Origin of the sequence: Pseudoxanthomonas sp. (assembly GCF_035999195.1) — a bacterium.
GTDB lineage: Bacteria > Pseudomonadota > Gammaproteobacteria > Xanthomonadales > Xanthomonadaceae > Pseudoxanthomonas_A.
Genome location: NZ_DASYGY010000009.1, coordinates 200,379 through 219,391, shown reverse-complemented (window position 1 = coordinate 219,391; position 19,013 = coordinate 200,379). Strand labels below are relative to the sequence as shown.

15 protein-coding genes are annotated in these 19,013 nt (G+C 61.1%); 7 read left to right on the top strand and 8 right to left on the bottom strand.

The genetic code is table 11. The annotated features are described in order from the left end of the window. The first annotated feature begins 67 nt into the window (after positions 1 to 67). The 3 genes from VGN58_RS08305 to VGN58_RS08295 all read left to right on the top strand — a co-directional run bounded on the left by VGN58_RS08305 (position 68) and on the right by VGN58_RS08295 (position 4,906). A complete protein-coding gene (locus VGN58_RS08305; RefSeq protein WP_327482789.1) occupies positions 68 to 1,246 on the top strand; it encodes a nucleotidyltransferase in 1,179 nt (392 codons plus the stop codon). Between the two features lie 663 nt (positions 1,247 to 1,909). Continuing rightward, positions 1,910 to 3,013, top strand: a complete 1,104-nt coding sequence (locus VGN58_RS08300; protein ID WP_327482788.1) for an SAVED domain-containing protein — start codon at positions 1,910 to 1,912, stop codon at positions 3,011 to 3,013. 63 nt (positions 3,014 to 3,076) lie between these two features. Beyond that, positions 3,077 to 4,906: a hypothetical protein gene (locus VGN58_RS08295; RefSeq protein WP_327482787.1), complete on the top strand. Its 1,830-nt coding sequence runs from the start codon at positions 3,077 to 3,079 to the stop codon at positions 4,904 to 4,906. A 225-nt stretch (positions 4,907 to 5,131) separates the two neighbouring features. Here VGN58_RS08295 and VGN58_RS08290 read toward each other — a convergent pair whose 3' ends face one another. The 5 genes from VGN58_RS08290 to VGN58_RS08270 all read right to left on the bottom strand — a co-directional run bounded on the left by VGN58_RS08290 (position 5,132) and on the right by VGN58_RS08270 (position 11,716). Beyond that, a complete protein-coding gene (locus VGN58_RS08290) occupies positions 5,132 to 8,269 on the bottom strand; it encodes a CHAT domain-containing protein (protein WP_327482786.1) in 3,138 nt (1,045 codons plus the stop codon). 217 nt (positions 8,270 to 8,486) lie between these two features. Continuing rightward, positions 8,487 to 8,879 carry a 4-oxalocrotonate tautomerase family protein gene (locus VGN58_RS08285; RefSeq protein WP_327482785.1) on the bottom strand — a complete coding sequence of 131 codons (393 nt, stop codon included), beginning with the start codon at positions 8,877 to 8,879 and terminating at the stop codon, positions 8,487 to 8,489. Positions 8,880 to 8,905: 26 nt separating this feature from the next. After that, a complete protein-coding gene (locus tag VGN58_RS08280; protein ID WP_327482784.1) occupies positions 8,906 to 9,916 on the bottom strand; it encodes an NAD(P)-dependent alcohol dehydrogenase in 1,011 nt (336 codons plus the stop codon). Between the two features lie 763 nt (positions 9,917 to 10,679). After that, complete coding sequence (locus VGN58_RS08275) at positions 10,680 to 11,441, bottom strand: SseB family protein (protein WP_056878762.1); 762 nt, start codon at positions 11,439 to 11,441, stop codon at positions 10,680 to 10,682. A gap of 2 nt (positions 11,442 to 11,443) precedes the next feature. After that, positions 11,444 to 11,716, bottom strand: coding sequence for a BPSL0761 family protein (locus VGN58_RS08270; RefSeq protein ID WP_046935214.1), 273 nt, complete (start codon positions 11,714 to 11,716; stop codon positions 11,444 to 11,446). A 223-nt stretch (positions 11,717 to 11,939) separates the two neighbouring features. Here VGN58_RS08270 and VGN58_RS08265 point away from each other — a divergent pair, with 223 nt between their 5' ends. Next, a complete protein-coding gene (locus VGN58_RS08265; protein WP_327482783.1) occupies positions 11,940 to 12,584 on the top strand; it encodes a DsbA family protein in 645 nt (214 codons plus the stop codon). Here the strand turns inward: VGN58_RS08265 and VGN58_RS08260 are convergent. The 3 genes from VGN58_RS08260 to VGN58_RS08250 form a co-directional block, all read right to left on the bottom strand. Beyond that, positions 12,487 to 13,041, bottom strand: a complete 555-nt coding sequence (locus tag VGN58_RS08260) for a hypothetical protein (RefSeq protein ID WP_327482782.1) — start codon at positions 13,039 to 13,041, stop codon at positions 12,487 to 12,489. The genes VGN58_RS08265 and VGN58_RS08260 overlap by 98 nt on opposite strands. Positions 13,042 to 13,083: 42 nt before the next feature. Then, positions 13,084 to 15,636: a heavy metal translocating P-type ATPase gene (locus VGN58_RS08255; protein ID WP_327482781.1), complete on the bottom strand. Its 2,553-nt coding sequence runs from the start codon at positions 15,634 to 15,636 to the stop codon at positions 13,084 to 13,086. A 77-nt stretch (positions 15,637 to 15,713) separates the two neighbouring features. Next, positions 15,714 to 16,076, bottom strand: a complete 363-nt coding sequence (locus VGN58_RS08250; RefSeq protein ID WP_327482780.1) for a hypothetical protein — start codon at positions 16,074 to 16,076, stop codon at positions 15,714 to 15,716. Positions 16,077 to 16,227: 151 nt separating this feature from the next. Here VGN58_RS08250 and VGN58_RS08245 point away from each other — a divergent pair, with 151 nt between their 5' ends. Genes VGN58_RS08245 through VGN58_RS08235 form a run of 3 tightly spaced genes read left to right on the top strand, consistent with a single transcriptional unit; the run spans position 16,228 to position 19,003 of the window. Continuing rightward, entirely contained in the window at positions 16,228 to 16,632 is a 405-nt protein-coding gene (locus VGN58_RS08245; protein ID WP_187572539.1) for a hypothetical protein, read from the top strand. A gap of 54 nt (positions 16,633 to 16,686) precedes the next feature. Further along, complete coding sequence (locus VGN58_RS08240) at positions 16,687 to 17,955, top strand: TolC family protein (protein WP_327482779.1); 1,269 nt, start codon at positions 16,687 to 16,689, stop codon at positions 17,953 to 17,955. Between the two features lie 10 nt (positions 17,956 to 17,965). Then, positions 17,966 to 19,003, top strand: coding sequence for an efflux RND transporter periplasmic adaptor subunit (locus tag VGN58_RS08235; protein ID WP_327482778.1), 1,038 nt, complete (start codon positions 17,966 to 17,968; stop codon positions 19,001 to 19,003). Positions 19,004 to 19,013: the final 10 nt, after the last annotated feature.

Sequence of the window (19,013 nt, the reverse complement as noted above, 5' to 3'; positions counted from 1 at the left end):
TTACTTGCCGATAAAGAAACTATTCGGATAGACTGTCAAGTGCCCCAGACTTGGCAGTCCCCATCCCATGACTCGTTTCTCAAACGACCGACTAGTGGCTTTGCTCAGGGAGATCGAACTGCCTGACCTGGCGTACGAGAAGGCCGAATCCCGCTATCAAAGCCTGGCAAAGTGGTTTTCACGTCCCGGCTCGGAGCTTCAACCCTACGACGCCCACCTGTTCGTCCAAGGCTCGTTTTCTCTAGGCACCTCCGTGCGGCCCATCAGCGCGGAAGAAGAGTACGACCTGGACTTCACCTGCAAGCTGCGCCGTGGCATGACGCGGCAGACCCACTCACAGGCCGACTTGAAGGCCCTGGTCGGTCGCGAGATGGCGGCCTATCGCGTCGCTCAGCAGATTCAGAAGCCGCTTGAACCCAAAACCCGCTGCTGGCGGCTGAGCTACCAGGACGCGATGCCCTTTCATATGGACGTCGTGCCCGGCCTGCGTGCGGACGATGTTCGTCGCAAGTACCTCAGCCACCGAATGCTGAGCCAGACCCTTCCCATGGCGCTGGCCGAACAAATCGCACGGCGTGCGCTCTGGATCACCGACGACACACTCAGCACCTACCCGCGGATCAGCGACGACTGGCCATCCAGCAATCCGGGCGGCTATCAGCAGTGGTTTCTCTCGCGCATGCAACAGGAGGATCCGTCCAAGATCCTCGCGAAGGCACACGTGGATCCCATGCCGGTATACCGAGGCAAGTCACCTCTGCAGCAGACCGTGCAGCTGCTGAAGCGCCATCGGGACGCCCAGTTCTCCGATGATCCCGATCTGAAGCCCTCCTCGATCATCATCACCACGATTGCCGCGCACGCCCATGTTCCGGGAGATGACCTGACCACATCCCTGCATCGAGCCCTGGCAGCACTCGAACAGGTCAGAGCATCCGACATCAACAACATCCTCAACCCGGTTGAGCCGGATGAAGACTTCGCCGATCGTTGGCGCCGGGCGGATCTCAGGCACCTCAATCTCAAGGGCCACTTCCATGATTGGATCAATACAGCGCGCAGCGCGTTTCAGCGCTATCTGACGCAGGACGTTCCCCAGCGTCTACTGGATAGCGCATACGATGACTTCCGGGTAGGAATGTCTGGTGATACGGCACGGGCACTCACCGGCGCCTCTGTCGTAGTGCCTTCAGCCCCTACCAAGGTCGCCCTGGCCGCCACTCCCGCAGCGCCGTGGGCTGAGTAATCCCATGCACTTTCGGGAGTCCGACATCGTGCAGGGGCTGGAGAAGTGGCCCCGCTTGCGTCGGCGTCCCAGTCGTGTCGCCTCGATAGCGGTCCTTGAGGGCGAGATCTTCTTTGAGCTTTCACCGGTAGGTAAACCGACGGTGCAAGACACGTATCGAGTTCGATTGGAAATCCCGATCGAGCCCGGCGCCAAGTTCCCGCTCGCACAAGAAGTTGGGGGGCGGATTCCCCAGGGATTGGACAGCCACAATCCAGAAGGGCGTTTGTGCTTGGGCTCTCCGCTCCGGCTGCTTACTCTGCTAGGTCAAGCTCCCAGCCTCAACACCTTCATTGAGCAGTGCGTCGTGCCCTTTCTTTATGCCCACACGCTGCGAGAACAAGGGTATGACTATCCGTTCTCCGAGCTAGCGCACGGTACGGCGGGACTTGTTGATGACTACGTACAGCTGTTCGGATTGAAGGGCGGCCATCAAGTGCCCAGCGCTCTGCATGCGCTAAGCCTTCGAAAACGCGTGGCGAATAAGCGGCCTTGCCCGTGTCAGTGCGGAAAGCGGCTGGGTCGGTGCCAAACTCGCCAATACCTAGCGCCATTCCGACACCTGGCACCACGATGGCTCTACCGCGCCGAACACATGGGCAGAAACTGGGGTAGCAAGCTGACATGAGCGCAACATGGACGCTGTGGTCCCAGCAGATTCTCGAGCACCTCGTTAGGTGGACAACGCGCCGCAGGCACGGCGGCCGTGTGCTGCTGAAGACTGGGGCCATGATCGTGATAGCCACCTTTGCCGGCGGCTATTCGCTTCAACTGAAACACCAAGCAACGCTTGGCAGCTGGACGGCCTGGCTGTCCACGGGTGAAGGCTTGCCCTTGGAGATGCTCAGGGTTGCCTTCTGGCTCGGGACGGTGCTGATTGCTATTGGCACGCTATGGATGTGCGTCAATGCCGCCGACGACCGCCGTAACGCCTCCCGTGCGACAGTTATTGCAGTCGAACTTCGCGGCTTGGTGGACACCTCCGACACACCGCTCAACGCAGCGATCCCACGACGGCTACCGGGTGCGCGTCTATCGATCCTGCTAGATCTGCGCCCTCAGGCTCGTGCAGGCGCGGCCGAGGCCGCCCTGCAGGAGCTGTTGCGACTACCGGACTTGCTGCGCCTTACGCGCGTAGATCGCCCTCGTGAGTTGACGCAACTTGTGGTCGGAGGTGTGGTGCAAGTGCCCTTCCTCTTTGCCGCGGGCATGCTGCTCGACGATGAAGGTGCGATTTTTTCCATGGACTGGGACCGTCAGGGAAGCAGGTGGCGAGAGCTTGATGAGCCTGATGACGGAGAGCGCTTTGAAGTGAAAGGCGTGGAAAGTCTGCCTGAGCATTCACCTCGGATATTGGTCGCGATCTCTGCTTCTTACGTGGTGGATCGCCGCGCGATCTCTGAAACTTTCTCAGGACTGCCTATGGTGACGCTGTCATTGCCAGACCCGCGCCCCAATGTCCTTTGGTCTGCAGAAAAACAGGCGGCACTTTCCCAACAATTCCTCGAACTGATGGCCATGCTCACAAACCGCGCGGTTGCACGTGTTGACCTGGTACTAGCCGCGCCGGCTTCCCTGGCCTTGCGCTTGGGGCGCGCTTATGACCTCAGAAATATGTCGAGCGTGTACTGTTACCAATACCAGAAGGACCACGTGCCGCCGTATCCATGGAGCGTCAATGCATCTCTGGGAGAACCTCTAAGTTTGAACTACACGCCCTCCAAGTAATCGCATCCACTTTCGGAGAAGAATCGTCCTGTGGTGGGAATGGATATCGGTCAGGGGAATCCCATGCTCTACGCTCCGACGTTCCAAGATTGTGCACTTGTAACTGATGACGCACTTCTGGCAGCGCAGGTATCCGCGCTCTTTACTCGTCAGGGACGCTATTTTCCGGTCATGGATGGGCCGCGGCTAGGACGTGAGGACGCGGAGAACGAAACGATACGTCGACGAAACGCGCTGGTTCTCGCTGGAATAGAACAAGTCCTGATCGGCGGCTTACCTGACGACGCGGCAGTAGCAATGGCGGTTGGCTGGCCGCGCTGTGCCCACCATGACGCATATCCGGATCTTAAGGCGATTGTTGGCGGGCGTAGTCGCTCAAGAGGAGCGCTGCACTGGGGAAAGGACAACTTGGGCGTAGGGGTGTACCAAGCGCGTCTTTCCTCACGCGAACTTGTAATCGACCTCGACGCCTCGCCGGAGATATCGTTGGTAAGCCGGGGCCAACATCTGCTTGTAGTGTTCGAACGGGGTGATGCATTGGCGGAAGTGATCGCCAGCAACATCGCTTTCGCGAGCAATGCTTCTTTCGCGACCATCCCAGAGTTGGCCGAGGAACTGCATGATCATTGGATCGAGGATATATACGATCTTGGCGAAGGCGGCGAGGTAAGTGCGCGCTTCAATGCCATTGTAGATCGTGCTCGACAGCACGTCGGGGCGCTGGAGCTGACGGGCTATCAGTCTATTCTTTTTGTTACGGCCGGATTTCCTTGGGGGGTGATCGCTCCGCATACGGCCGTTACCCACATGTACCGCTACCCCGACTTTGGACGGTCTACGATCGAGGGCATCTGGGCCTCCCAAGGGCGAGCGCGATCGACGCGTACTGCTCTGCTTGTCGACCCGGGATCGGTCGAGAGCGCAGAGATGGTCGATGTAGCGCATGCCCTTTATGAACGGGGAGCGTTGGTGCGTACGATTAAGGGGTCAGAGGCCACTCCAATGATGGTGCATTTTCTTCTTGACCTCGTCCCGTATGACGTCATCGTGATATCCAGCCATTCCGGAGACGCTCAGGGACATCGGCTTACCTATGAGTTCCCGGACTTGGAAGGAAAGTGCCGAAGGCTGGTTGTGGATCGCGCCCTTAGCTTTAGCTACGACCGAGTCGAGGATATGTTTCGGGTAATGGAGTACTACCGCTTTCATTCATTGGACGGCGTAAGCTGGCGCGACAAAGCCGGCAAGGACGCGCTACCTGTAGGTAGCGCTATGTTGGCCTGGCGAGATCTCGGTGGACTTGAGGGGCGCAATGAATACTTGGTGGCCAGCGAGGAGGTCGGCCGCGTCCCCGGCTCAATGGGAATCCAGATGCATGGAGAAATCATGCTTTTCGCATCGCATGCATTCGCCATGGGATCGGCCCCCCTTTTCTTCAACAATTCTTGCTGGTCGTGGCACGAATTGAGTATGCGCGCTACATTCGCAGGTGCACGTGGTTACATTGGAAGCCTCTATCCTGTCGTGGATCCTGAGGCTCAGGAAGTTGCGCGAGCACTGTTCGCATCGCCTTCTGACGTTACGATTCCGGTAGCGTTGTGGCGAGCCCAGCAGCATGTTTACGGAAGCGCTTCACGTCGCCCCTATGTAATGGTCGGACTTCCGTATCTTTCGCTTCCGCGCAATGAGGCCGATTCTATCGCCTTTCTGCTTAAGGCTTATCGAGGGGGGCGCGCTGCATGGGCAGCCAAGGCTCAGGAGTCTGCGCACGAGGACGTGCGACGCAATGCAGCTCGATATGAGAGGTTTCTTCGTGAAGATGAGGCCCGGTTCCACCGGCAAGTCCGCGCTCTTGGCATGAGCGTCAGTACTGAATCGCAAATTGTCTCGTAAGCCCCATCTACTACCATTCCCTACCCTCGATAAATCTCGCTTATCCCCCTGCCCTCCCCAATATCCGCTCTCGGCCATAAGATCTGCAGGTGCGGCCGCTTGCGACCGACACATCCCTGGACGGGGAAATTCCCCGGGCCAGGGACGCATGCTTCGGGGAGCCCCATCAGTTCGGCCGCTATGGGCGCCCTTCAGCATCACCGGATGATCCTTCAAGTCACCCGACTAGGCCCACTTCTGGCATGGATCGCCATACAGGTTCATTGCCAAAGTCCGAGAAGGATCGCCGCTTATTTCCTTGTTCGCATCATGGCAAGCCTGAATGGCGAGCTTGCCTGACTTCCAATGCTTCAGGAACTTTGGTGCCCAGCTAGCCGCAACCATGGCTTCAACGGGCCACGGGGAGGCAATGACCGTCGAACACCCCATTGACAGAAGCTGCTTGGCCAAGCCGCTAGTAGTGTTGGCGTCAGGCACTTTGTCTGAGCGGCCGCCACTGCAAACAAACAACACTGCCACACGCGAGTTGCGAACAGCCTTTGCGACCACATCAGGCGGGATCTTCAGCGACCCCTCGTCATTCAAGGTATGGAAGTAGTTACCCTCGGGGGATACTTGTCCGTGGGCGGCGATAAACACCAGATCTGAGCCTGTGAGCGCGGCAGGTGGATAGCTTCCAGTATCCAATATCACTCCGTGATCCTCGAACTCCCCCCGCAGGAAATCAAGCAGCACATTGAGGGTCTGTGTCTGATCGCCGGCGTTGGATATCCACGCGTTCAGTCGCGGCACGGGAGTGGGAAGTCGTTTGAACGACTCTGCGAGCCACGCTAGAGACGGCGCCGCGCCAACGGGTTGAGAGGCGCCGAAGAAGCCGTCGTCGGTCCAAAGCAGATTGCTTGGCATCGAGCGCAGCTCAGCCTCCATCACGACAAGGGTCGCGCACGATGGGAGAGTCTCCCATCTGCAATCGGCCAAGGACCGTTGCATCACGTCCTCCTTCTGCCAACTCTCCCGTCCTACGTCCTCGCAGTACCCATATGGGTACTGCAAGGACCACCGCTTGAAGGCTTCGTAGCTGAAGGCACCCTCTTCCACAAGCTTGAACTGACCTGCCTCGTACCTAAGCGAGATCAGCTGACCACGGTTGTCGAAGGCGGCCAGCACCAGAGCTATCCCGCGCTCATGCAGGTGCTCAGCTACTTCCATGATCTCCGAAGTGGATCCGAACGCGTGAGGGGGCCTTGCGTTATGCATCCATCCCGGGGCGGCGACGCCACTGTCAGCCAAGAGTTCAAACGGCAGCAAAAGCTCGCTGGCTTCCGCCTGATCTCGTTCAAGCGTCAGCACCATCCTAGCGGCGACGGTCAACTGCGCTGAATCGTACGCGGCATCGTTAGCAAACTTTGCCGGTTCTGCGGTCCGGTACTGCGTCCAAAGCGCGCCGATAGGATTCCCGCTGTCCATCAGCGATTGGACGAACGGCTTTGATGAGAAGGCGCTATCCGCCAGAAGACTCATCGCTTGAGCTGCCTCATCTGGGATATCAATGTTGAAGGTCTTGGAAAGCTTGATGAGCTGACCGAGCAGCGTCAGCGCCTGAACGCCTTCTTCGCCTCTGTCACGCGCCTCTTGAGCAGCTTCGGAGGCACGCCGAAGAAGATCAGGGAGTTCGTGAACACGGGTGTGAACATCGCGAACAAGCCTTTCAAGCTCAATCGTAAGCCCGATGTGGACCTGCTGGTGTCGATGCTCGCTGTAGCTTCCTTGAGCCTGCAAGGCGCTGTTGGATATCTCCAATGCCTCCAGAGCGTGATCAAGAAGTCCGGATTCCCTAAGCAATCTTGCCCAAAGGTTGATTTCGTTGAAGCTGGTCAGCGGCGTCTGCCCGATGTTAGGGCCCGCGATGGCGCATGCAAAAGCGACCAAGCTGGTTCGACGGTCCTGAAGCCGACTGTAGACATCGGCCATGGTGAACCATGCAGCTTGGGCGCTCCGCGAATCGCTGCATTGTGAGAGCAGCTCTTCGCAAAGGTCTCTGGCCTGTTGGGGGTATCCAGCGTTAGCTAGCCTCGTCATCGCAACCCGGAACAACACAGTTGTGAAATTAGGCGCACTAGTGTGAGGCGCAACGCCACAACCAAGAAGAAGCCAGTTCTTCAGGTCATCGACGTCCTCGCCTGATTCAACTGCTATCGCCCCCGAACTCATCAGCGTGCAGATGGATGCCATGCACACGTCTGGATCGACCGTAATCAACTCCCGCGGCAGCTTGGTCTTACCCGGGATGCACGGCTGGCGCTGCCTAATCCAGTGCATACACGTCTCTGGAATACTGCTTTTCTGTAGCGCCTCAATCGAACCAGAGGCCGGCCACATATCTGGTCCCAGGAAGAGCCCCCCTTCACCGACGAGGTCGAAGGCGACCGTCAGGATCAGTGGCAGGCCAATGTCGCCACTTCGCTCAACTGACAGCAGCTCTATCAGACGTTGTCGGACGTAACCTTGCTCGGGGCGCACAGCCAAGTAACCAACAATCCCCTTGATGATGGCCGCAACCTTGGACTCAACGAGTGAGAAGTCAACTGAGCCCCTCCTCAGCAGAAAAGCGTCCAGGACGGCCAACAGTTCTCTGACTTCTTCATCCTTCTCTGATCCGATAAGGCGGAGCGCGACGTCGAGCGCCCTCACGACCTCCGCTCTTGCAAGCAGGTATCGAAGAGTAGCCAGAGCTACCAGGCTGCCTGGCGACTCGTCGGCCAGTTTCACCATCGCCTCGACATCAGGTGAATCCGCATCTGCCAGCTGCTGTAGATGGAAAAGGGGTTCACGCGAGTTCATGAACTCAGGGTGAAGCGCCATCGCTGCTTCGGCGAAGCGCTCCTCTGCTAGCGCCCGCTGCCAGACAAGATTCTGGACGCCGGTATAGGAAGGGTGTTCATTAATCATGCGCGTCTCGAAATGGCCCTGAAGACCCCTAGCGCCAATTCGTTGAGAAATCCGGGAAGCAATGTACAGCGAGTCCACTGGGAACGCTTCATCGACTACACGGTCCAGGAAGCTCTTGGCATCAGAATCGGCTCCAGCATCTGCACACACACGTGCCAACCGGAGCAGTGCTTCTGGATTGGGGTCGGCAGGAAGCACCAGGCGCTTGGCCAATCTGTACGCTTGCTCTGGCAGCCCGGCGGCGTGCAACATCTGGACGCCTATGATCTTTGTATCATCCGCACTCGCCAGTCCCAAACTCTCTAAGTGCGTTAGCGCCGCTCCCACTTCTCCATTGGCAAGCATTTGGTCGCACCGAGCGAGTCCCTGCTGGATCCTTGGCTCCCAATTTTCGTATGCGTTCTGCTGATTCATAACGACCTGCTCATTCCTCCGTCCGTGATGTGTAAGCCATACCTTTGGCTCCGAAGTGTCTAAGGAAACTCTAGGCGATTCAAGTTGCAGAGATGCTAGGGGCGGGGCCATGGCAGAGTCCATCCGACAAGTAGGCGAATGTCCGGTTCCGGTCAGCAGCGGGCATCCGTACTACCCTCGATAAACATCCATTATCACTCGAGGTGAGCGTGGAAGATCACGAACGATGGAATCTGGCTTCTTGAGTCCGTCCTCCATAACCATAGGCCGAGGCGCGCGCATCGTGGACATGGACATAGCTTGTCGGGTGTACGGTGCCTAACAGGCGCTCAAAGCAAGCGAATACCTCGGCAAGATACTTTGCCTTCTCCGCTTTGGTGTTGGTCTCGTCCGTCACGATGATCTCTAGCGAGAAGCTTGAGACGCCAATCTCGCTCAGCGTCTTTCCTCCGATCAGCCAATCTTCTGGCCGCACATAGGTAATGATCGTCGCGATCAGGTCGGGCTTCTTTCCTAGGATTCGGCTGGTCAGATCGCTCAACTGAGCAGATATCTCCGCGGTCAGTGATGGGGACGAAGATGCAGAGACTTTGGTGTTGATCAGAGGCATGAAAGGGTTCGCGTGAAGCCGAGAGGCTAGTTGATGGTGATAACCACTTTGCCGATGGGCCTTCCATGTTCCATGCGCGCAAACGCGTCAGCCGCTTTAGCGAAAGGAAAGATGGTGTCGATAACCGGCACGATGGCGTGCTCGTCGATGAAGCGGATGAGCGCTTGGGTCATTTTCTTGGAACCCACTACCACTCCGGTGAGCGACTTTCCGCCGATGAGCGAGAATGGATCGATGCTCAATGCAAATCCGCCAGCGACGCCACCGATGGTCACGACTTGGCCGCCGGGGCGCAGACTTCGCAGCGAGCGAGCAATCGTGCCGGCGCCACCGATGTCCATCGCCAGATCTACGCCGCCGGTCGTGCGGAGCACCGTTTCGTCCCAGTTGGGATCGGTGTTGTAGTTGATGGCGGCCTGTGCACCCATTGCCACCATGTGCTCGATGCCCTCTTCCCTCCCAGAGAGCACCGTGACACGCAAGCCGGCTGCCAGCGCGAGTTGGACCGCCCATGTAGACACGCCGCCGGTGCCCTGAATCAGCACATGAGCACCATCGGGCAACGCGCCCAGCTCAAACAACGCGTGCCAGGCAGTGACCCCTGCGCACGCGATTGTAGAAGCTTGCTCCCATGACAGAGTGCGTGGCGCGTGCACCAATGCGCTTTGGTCGACCACCAGATGTGTCGTCAGTACACCGTCGATGTTGCCACCCAGCGACAGGGACAGAGCTTGGTCACTGGGAAATCCATCAGTCCACAGCGGGAAGAAGATGGGAAGTGCGGCATCACCGATAGAGAAGTCGGTGACTGCAGGGCCGACAGCAACTACTTGTCCGGCGGCGTCCGACAGTGGGATCCGGGCTTCACCGGCACCCACCTGACCGTGAGCAACGAGTAAGTCACGGTAGTTGAGCGAGGCGGCATTGACGGCCAGTAACACCTGGTTCTCACCCAAGGACGAAGGCGGAACCTCGATTCTGTGGAGACTTTGTGGACCCTGTCCACGGGTGACGCGGTAGGCGTGCATGAGGCTCATTCGGCGAGTCTGGTGAGAGGTGACGATCGATATGGCGCAATGTCATAACGCACTTTTTCTCGCCACTAATGGACAATGTGGGCCGGATAGCCGATCGAGCTGAGTGCTTGCTTTATAAGCTCAAGCGGACGGCGGGTTTCGAGGCTAATACGGCGTTGGTCCGGCATGAACTGCGCCCGCATCGAAGGGTCTACGCTCATCAACGCACGTCGAATGGGTGCCACACATGCGCTGCAAGCCATGGCCGGGATATGTAGTCGATGCATGCGTTGCTGCTCCAACCAGCAGGGATAGCCAGCGTCGGGCTTCCTACTATGGGAACGTCAATGCCCGTTCGTCGGACTCGCCAAGTCATCCAGAATCGAGGGTCGGCAGGGATTCGTGAGAAAAACAGCCGAATCGGCTCTAACACCATGATTCAACGAGGAAACACCCCTCGACGTCAGGCAGTTCGTGGATTACAGAACTAGGCTTGATCGAACCAGAAACCGTGTGACACAGGCATTCCTGGAGTACTGCTCAGGCACGCGTGCCCTTCTTGAATATTGGATTCAAGAGTTTCCACGCTCCTGACCCAACGAAAACACTCAAGAAGGCTCCGACCGTCGCCTGATCCATTGCAGCAGTTCCTCGTGCGGGATCGTACGTCCAGCGTCGACGTCGGCCATACCCTTGCGCGTTCGCCGATCTTTCTCTTCCTCGGTCAATTCCGGAAGGAGTGCTAGTAGCTTGTCTTCAGGGCTCATAGGCCGATGAGCTGCGCTCAAGTTGACTTGATTCTCGTGAATATGGGCAGGATCTGGGGATCATCCAGGCCCGCCGGCAAAGGCTGCGATACGTCGTGGACCGCCAAGTCGATGATGACGTCCAAATTTGAGCATAAGGGCTGTATGGCGGTGGTCACCAGACGAGCGGCCCGCTCGGCGAAAGCCAGGTCGACCACCAGCCAGATCAACAGACCGGGAGGCTGTTCGACGCCTCCTGACGAGTGAGTTTCCAGGAGATAAGCCGACGAGACGAAGTCGGCGTGCTCAAGGCTGGCGCTGATGGCCGGAGCGAGCCAAGCCGGTGCCGCCGGGGCAGGTCTTACCGCGAACTCAGCCGGCGACAGCCGTTCTACCCTGGCCAGAAAGCCCGTATCCAACAATGTCGCAACCTCTTCCGGGTACAGGACAACGCCGCCGTCGTTGGGATTGAGCATCAACGTCGCGCCGCGAGTACCGGTTAGCAGCTCACGGCCTGAAACTCCCAGAATTCTGACAGCAGCCGAGCTGGCCGCCTGCGCCTTGTCGAGCGAGGTAAAGAAAGGGATCGCGTCGAAACCGTCAGGATGGCGGAACTGGACTAGCCGCAGTGTCCGCGCGTCGTCCGAGACGGGCGCATGCACGTACACGATCGCATCCATCAGTCGCTTGAAGAATGCGCGTTCCTCGGCTGCGCTGTCGCGGGCCCGTTCAAAGGAAGCCTCCAGCGCTGCCTCCGCAGACGTAGTCCCTCTTCCACGCGGCCTGCTCGGTTGCTTCATGGTCAGATGCGATGAGGGCCAAGCGGGTATCCGGAGAACCAGTCCGCCTCGATCTCGGTGCTCAAGTAGGGTCGTACGAAGGCCGACTGGGTCAGCGCTCGCAGCCGCTCTTCGTGCTCGGCAATCGCCTCAATGTCGCTGACCGTTGGATAGTGCCGCAGCAGTCGGTATGCCTCTTGCCGCACCTCTTTGGGCACGGCTTGGCTGGCGGCTAGCTGCCTGAGGAACGCGCCTGCCTGCAGCACATTGCGGGTGCGCTCAGATGGCATCGTCATGGCATCAAGAATGACTAAAACTAAGGAATGCTTAGCTTATCGCGTCTGTGGCCAGCCAGCGCACGGCGCAGTTACGGATCTTGCGAATTCCAACTTAAACTAATATAATCAATAACTTACTTCGCATAACGTCGCTTATGTAAAGCCGCGTGCGGCCGGTACCCTTGCTTGATTCCGCACGCTGTTTTTACTGGCACCCGCCGGTGCACCGCCCCTGGGGCCGGTGACCGCGACGGTCACGATCGTGGAATTCTTCGACCCGACCTGCGAGTCCTGCCGTGCGATGTATCCCCACGTGAAGCAACTGCTGGCCGCCCGTCCCAAGGACGTGCGTCTGGTGATCCGCTATGTGCCCTTCCATGGACAGGTCTCCAAGGAAGCGATTGGTGTGCTGGAAGCGGCCCGGAAACAGAAGAAGTTCGAGCCGGTGCTGGAGACCTTGATGCAAAACCAGCCTGTGTGGGCCAGCCATGGCGCGCCGGATCCGAAGAAGGTGTGGGAGTTTGCCGTCGCCGCAGGCTTGGACCGTGCGAGTGCACAGCGCGATCTGGCGACCGGGGCGGTCGAGACCCTGATCAAACGCGAAGTGGCCGCCGTGGAAGCGGCCGACATTCGCGGCACGCCAGCGATCTTCGTCAACGGCAAGCTGCTATCCGAACTGGGCCCCCAGCAACTGAGCGCGCTTATCACCAGCGAACTCCAACACACCCGGAAGAAACCAGAATCGCCCGCCGCCTGGCGCCTAGAGGCAGCGTCCCACGCGATTAGCATCAGGGCGCCGGTGGTTGCGCCGATCCGGACGTGGCGCCGGCCTGCGCCAGTGGCCACAGTCCCCACCATGCCAAGGGGGCCAGGATCACCACGCTGAGCATGCCCGGGAAGTAGTGGTAAGGCTGTGCCAGAAAAAGCGGCAATACGAAGTGGGCCAGCTCCGACAGCCCCATCGACGCGAAGAACGTCCAGGCCAGATAGCGACCGAAATCCCTGCTCTGCCCGGCCAACCAAGGAATCAGCAGCCAGGGAAGGAAGCCGGTCGCCAGCATCAGCAGCACGGCAGGATCGGTGCTTTGGGGGATGGCCGTGCCGCTGATCTGGGCCAGAACATCAAAAAATTGGGCGTAACGCTCCTCGGGTTTGTGCAACAACACGAACGCCGCCAGCGTCAGCCAGTAGGGCGCACGAAAGCGGCGGTAGACGATCGGGCCGCGCACGCTGAGCCACAGCACCAGACCGCCGACATAGCCGACGGCGAAAATGCTCGCCGCCAAGCCACCCAGTGCGAGGTAGCCACTTGCCACTGCCAGTACGCTCAGCGTCACCGCCATAGCTAGCGTGCTCGCCTGAGGTCTGGTGGGAGTGTCCACGCTTCATCCCTTGTCTTTGTAGGCCAGCAGACGCAGTGCGTTGAAGACCACCAACAATGTGGAGCCCTCATGCACGGCTACCGCCGGACCGATGCCGAGCCCGAAAATCGTGGCCGGCACCAGGAAGGCGACAATGCCGAGGCTGACGAAGACGTTCTGCCGGATGATGCCGCGCGTGTGACGACTCAGGCCCACGGCGAATGGCAGGTGCTTCAGGTCATCGGCCATCAACGCCACATCTGCCGTTTCCAGGGCCACGTCCGAGCCGGCCGCGCCCATGGCGATGCCGACGGTGGCATTGGCCATCGCAGGCGCATCGTTGACGCCGTCGCCAACCATGGCGACCTTGTCCTGATCGCGCAGCTTGCGGATCGCCTCGACCTTGTCTTCGGGCATCAGGTCGCCCCATGCCTCGTCCAGGCCGACCTCCTTGGCCACGGCCTGGGCCACCTTCTGGTGATCGCCGGAGATCATGATCATGCGCTCGATGCCCATGGCCTTCAGGCGCACCAGCGCCTGCTTGGCCGCCTCGCGTGGCGTGTCCATCAAGCCGATCGCGCCGAGCTCCCGATCGCCCAACCGCACGACCATGGTCGTCCTGCCCTGCTCGCGCAACGCGGCGATGGCCGCTGCCGCGGCGGCGCCCAGGGCGGGAACCTCGTCCGCGCCGAACATCTCGGCCTTGCCGATCCATACCGGCTGATCGCCCAGACGGGCTTTGACGCCGCGGCCGATCAGGTTTTCCAAGGCCGAGGCCGTTGGCAACTTGCCCGTATCCAATCGACTGCGACCATCTCGCGCGATCGCGGCGGCCAACGGATGATCACTCAGCGACTCCACCGCGACCGCTACCTGCAGCAGCTCGGTCTCCGACGCCCCGTCCACCGGCACCACATCGGTGATGCGCGGGCGCCCTTCGGTCAGGGTGCCGGTCTTGTCGAAGGCCATCGCCTTCAACGACCCCAGATCCTCCAGCGGCGCGCCGCCCTTGATGAGCACGCCCCCACGCGCCGCGCGGGCGATACCGGACAGGACCGCGCTCGGGGTGGCGATGGCCAACGCGCACGGACTGGCGGCCACCAGCACGGCCATGGCGCGATAGAAGCTGTCGCGGAACGGCTCATCCACCACCACCCAAGCAAACAGCAGCAGGAACGCCAGCGCCAGTACCGCGGGTACGAAAATCCGCTCGAAGCGATCGGTGAAGCGCTGGGTGGCCGACTTGCGTGTCTCGGCCTCGCTCACCATCTTCACCACGCGCGCCAGCGCGGAGTCCTCGGCGCGCTTGGTCACTTCCACTTCGATCGCACCGGCCCCATTGATGGTGCCTGCGAAGACCCGACTGGCCGCATCGACACTGTCGGGCCGGCTCCGTGCCTGTGCGGGATCCTCCACAGGCCGCTTGTCCACCGGGATGGACTCGCCGGTCACCGGTGCTTGGTTGATGCTGGAGTTGCCCTTCAGCAAGAATCCATCGGCCGGCAGGCGCTCGTTGGGACGCACCAGTACCCGATCACCGAGCTGCAGGTCACCGACCGGAATCTCGGTGGTGGACTCGCCGCGGATGACGATCGCCGTATCCGGCGCGAGCTCGGCCAGCGCTTCGATGGCGCGCTTGGCGCGTCCCATCGCGTAGTGCTCCAGCGCGTGACCCAAGCTGAAAAGAAACAGCAGCAACGCACCTTCGGCCCAAGAGCCCAGCGCGGCGGCGCCGGCGGCGGCGACCAGCATCAAGGTGTCGATTTCAAAGCGCTTGAGCTTGAGGTTGTCGTAGGCCTCGCGCAGCGTGTACGCACCGCCAAAGACGTACGCACCGATGTAGCAGGCTGTGGGGAACCATCCCGGCAATGAGGCGGCGAACTTCTCGATCAGAAAGCCCACCAGCAGCAACGCACCACAGGTCAGGGCGAAGATCAGCTCGGTGTTGGGGCCGAGCAGGCCGCCGGTGTGGTCGTGGTCGTGCTTCTCCTCGCCGTGTTCCCCCCCCTTGCCGTCATGCGCATGACCGGCGTGATCGTCGTGCTGGGACGGCTTGCCCGTCACCACGCGGGTAACGCCCATGCGCTTGAGAGAGGCCTCCAACCCGCCCTCGTCGATCTTCTCGCGCTCGAACTCCAGGTACACCGTGCCGGCCGAGCTGGCGCGGGCTTCCAGCACGCCGAACACCGAGCTCATCTGTTCGGCCACAGTGCGGGCGCGTCGCTCATGCCCGATGCCGGTGACCGTCCAGGTGAGGTGACCGAAGCTTTCGGTGACGCGTGCGCCCGCGGCCTGGGCCAGCTCGCGAATGCGGGCCAGCGACATCAACTGCGGATCGAAGTGCACGCAGAGTTGGCCGGGTCCCTCCCCCTCGGCAGGTCGGATGTGGACGCGGTCCACCCCGGGGCGTGCGAGCAGTTCGCTCTGCAGGCGCTCGATGCACGCATCGGCAGCATCGCGCACGTGGGGAAGCACAACGGGAATGTCCAGGCGCAACTTGCCAGGGGAGGTATCCATATCGATCTCGTCAGTGCTGCGCAGATGAACCTGAGTGTCCACAGCGCAAGTGAGTGCCACGCGACAGCACGGTCGTTGCGACCGGCGCACGCGATCCCAAAGCAGCGGCTACGCCAAGGCGGCGTGCGCCGGCGCGATCACGCGATGGGTGGGCGTAAGGGGTGCGTAGAGCGCTGGGCCAGCGCCAGGACCGCGGCGATGGGCGTATAGGCCTGGCCGGGGATGAGCGGCCCAGGGGCCGGGAAGTCCGGCAGGATCACCGCGTGTGCGCACACGTCCGAGTGATGGAACAGGCTGTGCGCCCCCGTAGCGTGCTCATCGGGCACCTCGCCCTTGGCATCGTGCGCATGCGCGGCTGCGCGCAGGTGCGGTGCGCTGTGCTCCAGACCATGCAGCTGCCCGAGCTGGGTCAGGACCGGATGGGCCAGCACCGCCGCCACGATCAGCCACAGCGCGCCCAAGGCGAGCCATGATCGGGGATGGGCGGTCAGAAGGCGCACGCGGAGGTCCCGGGCTGCACGAATGGCCCGACGATACCCAACCCGGTCGCGCACGCCAAGCGCTGTTACACCCTAACGCTGCAGCGCGATGACAGTTTCCTGAATTGCGTGATTGTCTAACGCGCAAGGGACTGACTACCATGCGCGCACCATGACGCGTGCCCTACGCCAACTCAGCCGATTCCTGCGCCTGCCGGCGCTGGCACTGCTGTTGTTCGCGGTGGTGGCCAATCCGGTGCTGGCGGCCGTGGGCGATATCCACGAATCGGCCCAGGCCGTGGCCGATCATGCCGATCCCGAGCACTGCGATGTCAGCGATGACGCCACCAGCGCGGTGGTCGATCAGGATGCCGGCGATCAGGACGAGGGTTCGGCCGGCGATCTGCTGCACGCGCTGGTCCATGGAGCCCATGCCTGCGGCCATCCGGTGGCTATTCCCTCGCCCGCCCTTGTGGTCGAACCGCTCGCTCCTCAGGCGATCGCGCCTGTGCACGAGATCCAGCCGCTGGATTCCCTGCAGCCGCTGTCCCTGACCCGTCCTCCGATTACGGCCTAACGCTGCACGCCGGCTTGCCGGTGCATCGTTTTTTCGCCTAATCGGAGATATCTCATGTGGTTGCGACTGGCAGCGTGCGCTGCCTTTTTGGTCGTGCCCGTTGCGTACGCGCAAACGGGGACGGCGCCTTCTTCTACCCTTTCGTTGGACGACGCCATCGCGCGCGTTGCCACGACACACCCTGACCTGCGCATCTTCGACGGACGTCGTCAGGTCCTGGATGCCAACCTGGCATCGGCGGCCCTCAAGCCCCCGATGACCCTCGGCGCAACCATCGAAAACACGCTCGGCACCGGCAACTATCGCGGTTTCAGCGAGGCCGAGCTCACCGTCACCCTGGCCGGGGTGATCGAGCGCGGCGGCAAGCTCAATGCCCGGCAAGCCCTGGCGTTGGCCAACATTGATACGTTGGCGCCGCAGCGCGAGATGGCACGGCTGGACCTGCTGGCCGAGACGGCGCAGCGTTATCTGGCCGTCACCGCCGCAACCAAGCGCAAGAGCATCGCCGAGTTGGACATCGTCCAACGCAGGCGCGCCGTCGATGCGGCACGTACCCGCCTGACCGCCGGTGCCTCGCCCGAGTCGGTCGTGCTCACCGCACAGGCGGCCTTGGCCACGGCCGAACTGGATCGCGATCGCGCCATTGCCGATGAAGCGGCCACGCGCCAGAACCTGGCGGCCCTGTGGAATGAGCGCACGCCCAGCTTCACCGTGGCCGCGGGCAATCCTTTGGTGCTGCCGGAACTGCAGAGCTTCAATGCACTGAGTGACTACCTGCAGAACACGCCCGAGCTTGCTGAGTTGGCGGGCGTGGAGCGTGTGCGTGAGGCCCAGCTACGTCTGGCGCGTACGCAAGCTACGCCTGATCTGCAGTGGCAGGCCGGTGGACGCTACAACCGTGCCACGAGCGATGTGGGGTTCATGGCCGGCATCAGCATTCCGCTGGGGTCGGCACGCCGTGCCGCACCGGGTATCCGTGCTGCTGAAGCCGAACTGGCCATGACGCCGATCGAACGCGAATCCCTGCGCATCGATCTTTACTCCGCGCTGACCAACGCCTACGGCAATTACTCCACGGCACGTTTGGAAGTCGGTCGCCTGCGTACCGACGTGATCCCACGCTTGGAGAAGGCTGAGAAGGCCGCCGAGTACGCGTGGAAAGCCGGTGCGATCAGCTATCTGGAGTGGTCGCAGCTGCAGGCGCAACGCGTGGAAGCCAGCGTGCGCCAGCTGCAAGTGGCCGTCGACGCACAAGCTGCCCTGATCGAGATCCAGCGCCTGACCGGGCAGCCGATCGTCGCCAGCGGCACCACCACCCCATAAGGATTTCCACATGAAGAACGTTGCAAAGATTGCAGCTCCGACGTTGCTGCTGGGCGCTGTCCTGATGCTGGCCGCTTGTGGTGGTTCCAAGGACGCCACGGAAGAGAAAACGGCGCCTGCCAAAGAAGCCAGCGCTGAGGGTGACGATCACGGCGCCGAAGGCGAAGCCGGGCACGAGGAAGGGGAAGCCGGCCACGGTGAGGAAGCCGGTGGTCATGAAGAAGAAGGTGCCGAGAAGACCACGATCCCGCAGGAAGAAGCTGACAAGAGCGGCGTGAAAGTCGCGAAAGTCAGTGAGGGCGCCATCAAGAACGAATTGGAAGTCCAAGGCGTGCTGACACCGATGGAGGGCGGCGTGGCCCAGGTCACTGCGCGCTACCCGGGTGTGGTGCGTGCCCTGCGCGCCAACGTGGGCGATACCGTGCGTCAAGGCCAAGCGCTGGCCGTGGTGCACAGCAATCTCAGCCTGACGACCTACACCATCACCGCACCGATCAGCGGCGTCGTCCTCAGTCGACAAGGCAGTGTCGGTGGCGTAGCCGCCGAAGGCCAGCCGCTGTTTGAGATCGGCAACCTGTCCAAGGTGTGGGTCGACCTGCACGTGTTCGGGGCCGATGCGCAGTACCTGCGTCCGGGCGTGGCCGTCACGGTCAGTCGCCTGTACGACAACGTCAGTGCGACGACGACCATCGAACGCGTGCTGCCCAGCACGTCAACGGCGAGCCAGAGCCTGGTCGCCCGTGCCGCACTGCTCAACGAGGATGGCTTCTGGCGTCCAGGCACTGCAGTCAAAGCGCAAATCACGATGTCCACCAGCGATGCGGGCGTTGTGATTCCGCAGTCGGCCATCCAGAGCATGGACGGCAAGGACGTGGTGTTTGTGCGTGACGGCGATACCTACACGGCGCGGCCGGTGAAGCTGGGTGATCGTGACTCCACGCAAGTGGCCGTGCTGGAAGGCGTGAAGGCCGGCGAGGACATCGTGGTGACCCAGAGCTACCTGGTCAAGGCGGACATCGAAAAGTCCGGCGCGACACACGCGCACTAAGGAGACCGTC

Coding starts and splice junctions, on each gene's coding strand:
- VGN58_RS08305 (WP_327482789.1), top strand. CDS start 68: ATGACTCGTTTCTCAAACGACCGACTAGTGGCTTTGCTCAGGGAGATC.
- VGN58_RS08300 (WP_327482788.1), top strand. CDS start 1,910: ATGAGCGCAACATGGACGCTGTGGTCCCAGCAGATTCTCGAGCACCTC.
- VGN58_RS08295 (WP_327482787.1), top strand. CDS start 3,077: ATGCTCTACGCTCCGACGTTCCAAGATTGTGCACTTGTAACTGATGAC.
- VGN58_RS08290 (WP_327482786.1), bottom strand. CDS start 8,269: ATGAATCAGCAGAACGCATACGAAAATTGGGAGCCAAGGATCCAGCAG.
- VGN58_RS08285 (WP_327482785.1), bottom strand. CDS start 8,879: ATGCCTCTGATCAACACCAAAGTCTCTGCATCTTCGTCCCCATCACTG.
- VGN58_RS08280 (WP_327482784.1), bottom strand. CDS start 9,916: ATGAGCCTCATGCACGCCTACCGCGTCACCCGTGGACAGGGTCCACAA.
- VGN58_RS08275 (WP_056878762.1), bottom strand. CDS start 11,441: ATGAAGCAACCGAGCAGGCCGCGTGGAAGAGGGACTACGTCTGCGGAG.
- VGN58_RS08270 (WP_046935214.1), bottom strand. CDS start 11,716: ATGACGATGCCATCTGAGCGCACCCGCAATGTGCTGCAGGCAGGCGCG.
- VGN58_RS08260 (WP_327482782.1), bottom strand. CDS start 13,041: ATGGCGGTGACGCTGAGCGTACTGGCAGTGGCAAGTGGCTACCTCGCA.
- VGN58_RS08245 (WP_187572539.1), top strand. CDS start 16,228: ATGACGCGTGCCCTACGCCAACTCAGCCGATTCCTGCGCCTGCCGGCG.
- VGN58_RS08240 (WP_327482779.1), top strand. CDS start 16,687: ATGTGGTTGCGACTGGCAGCGTGCGCTGCCTTTTTGGTCGTGCCCGTT.
- VGN58_RS08235 (WP_327482778.1), top strand. CDS start 17,966: ATGAAGAACGTTGCAAAGATTGCAGCTCCGACGTTGCTGCTGGGCGCT.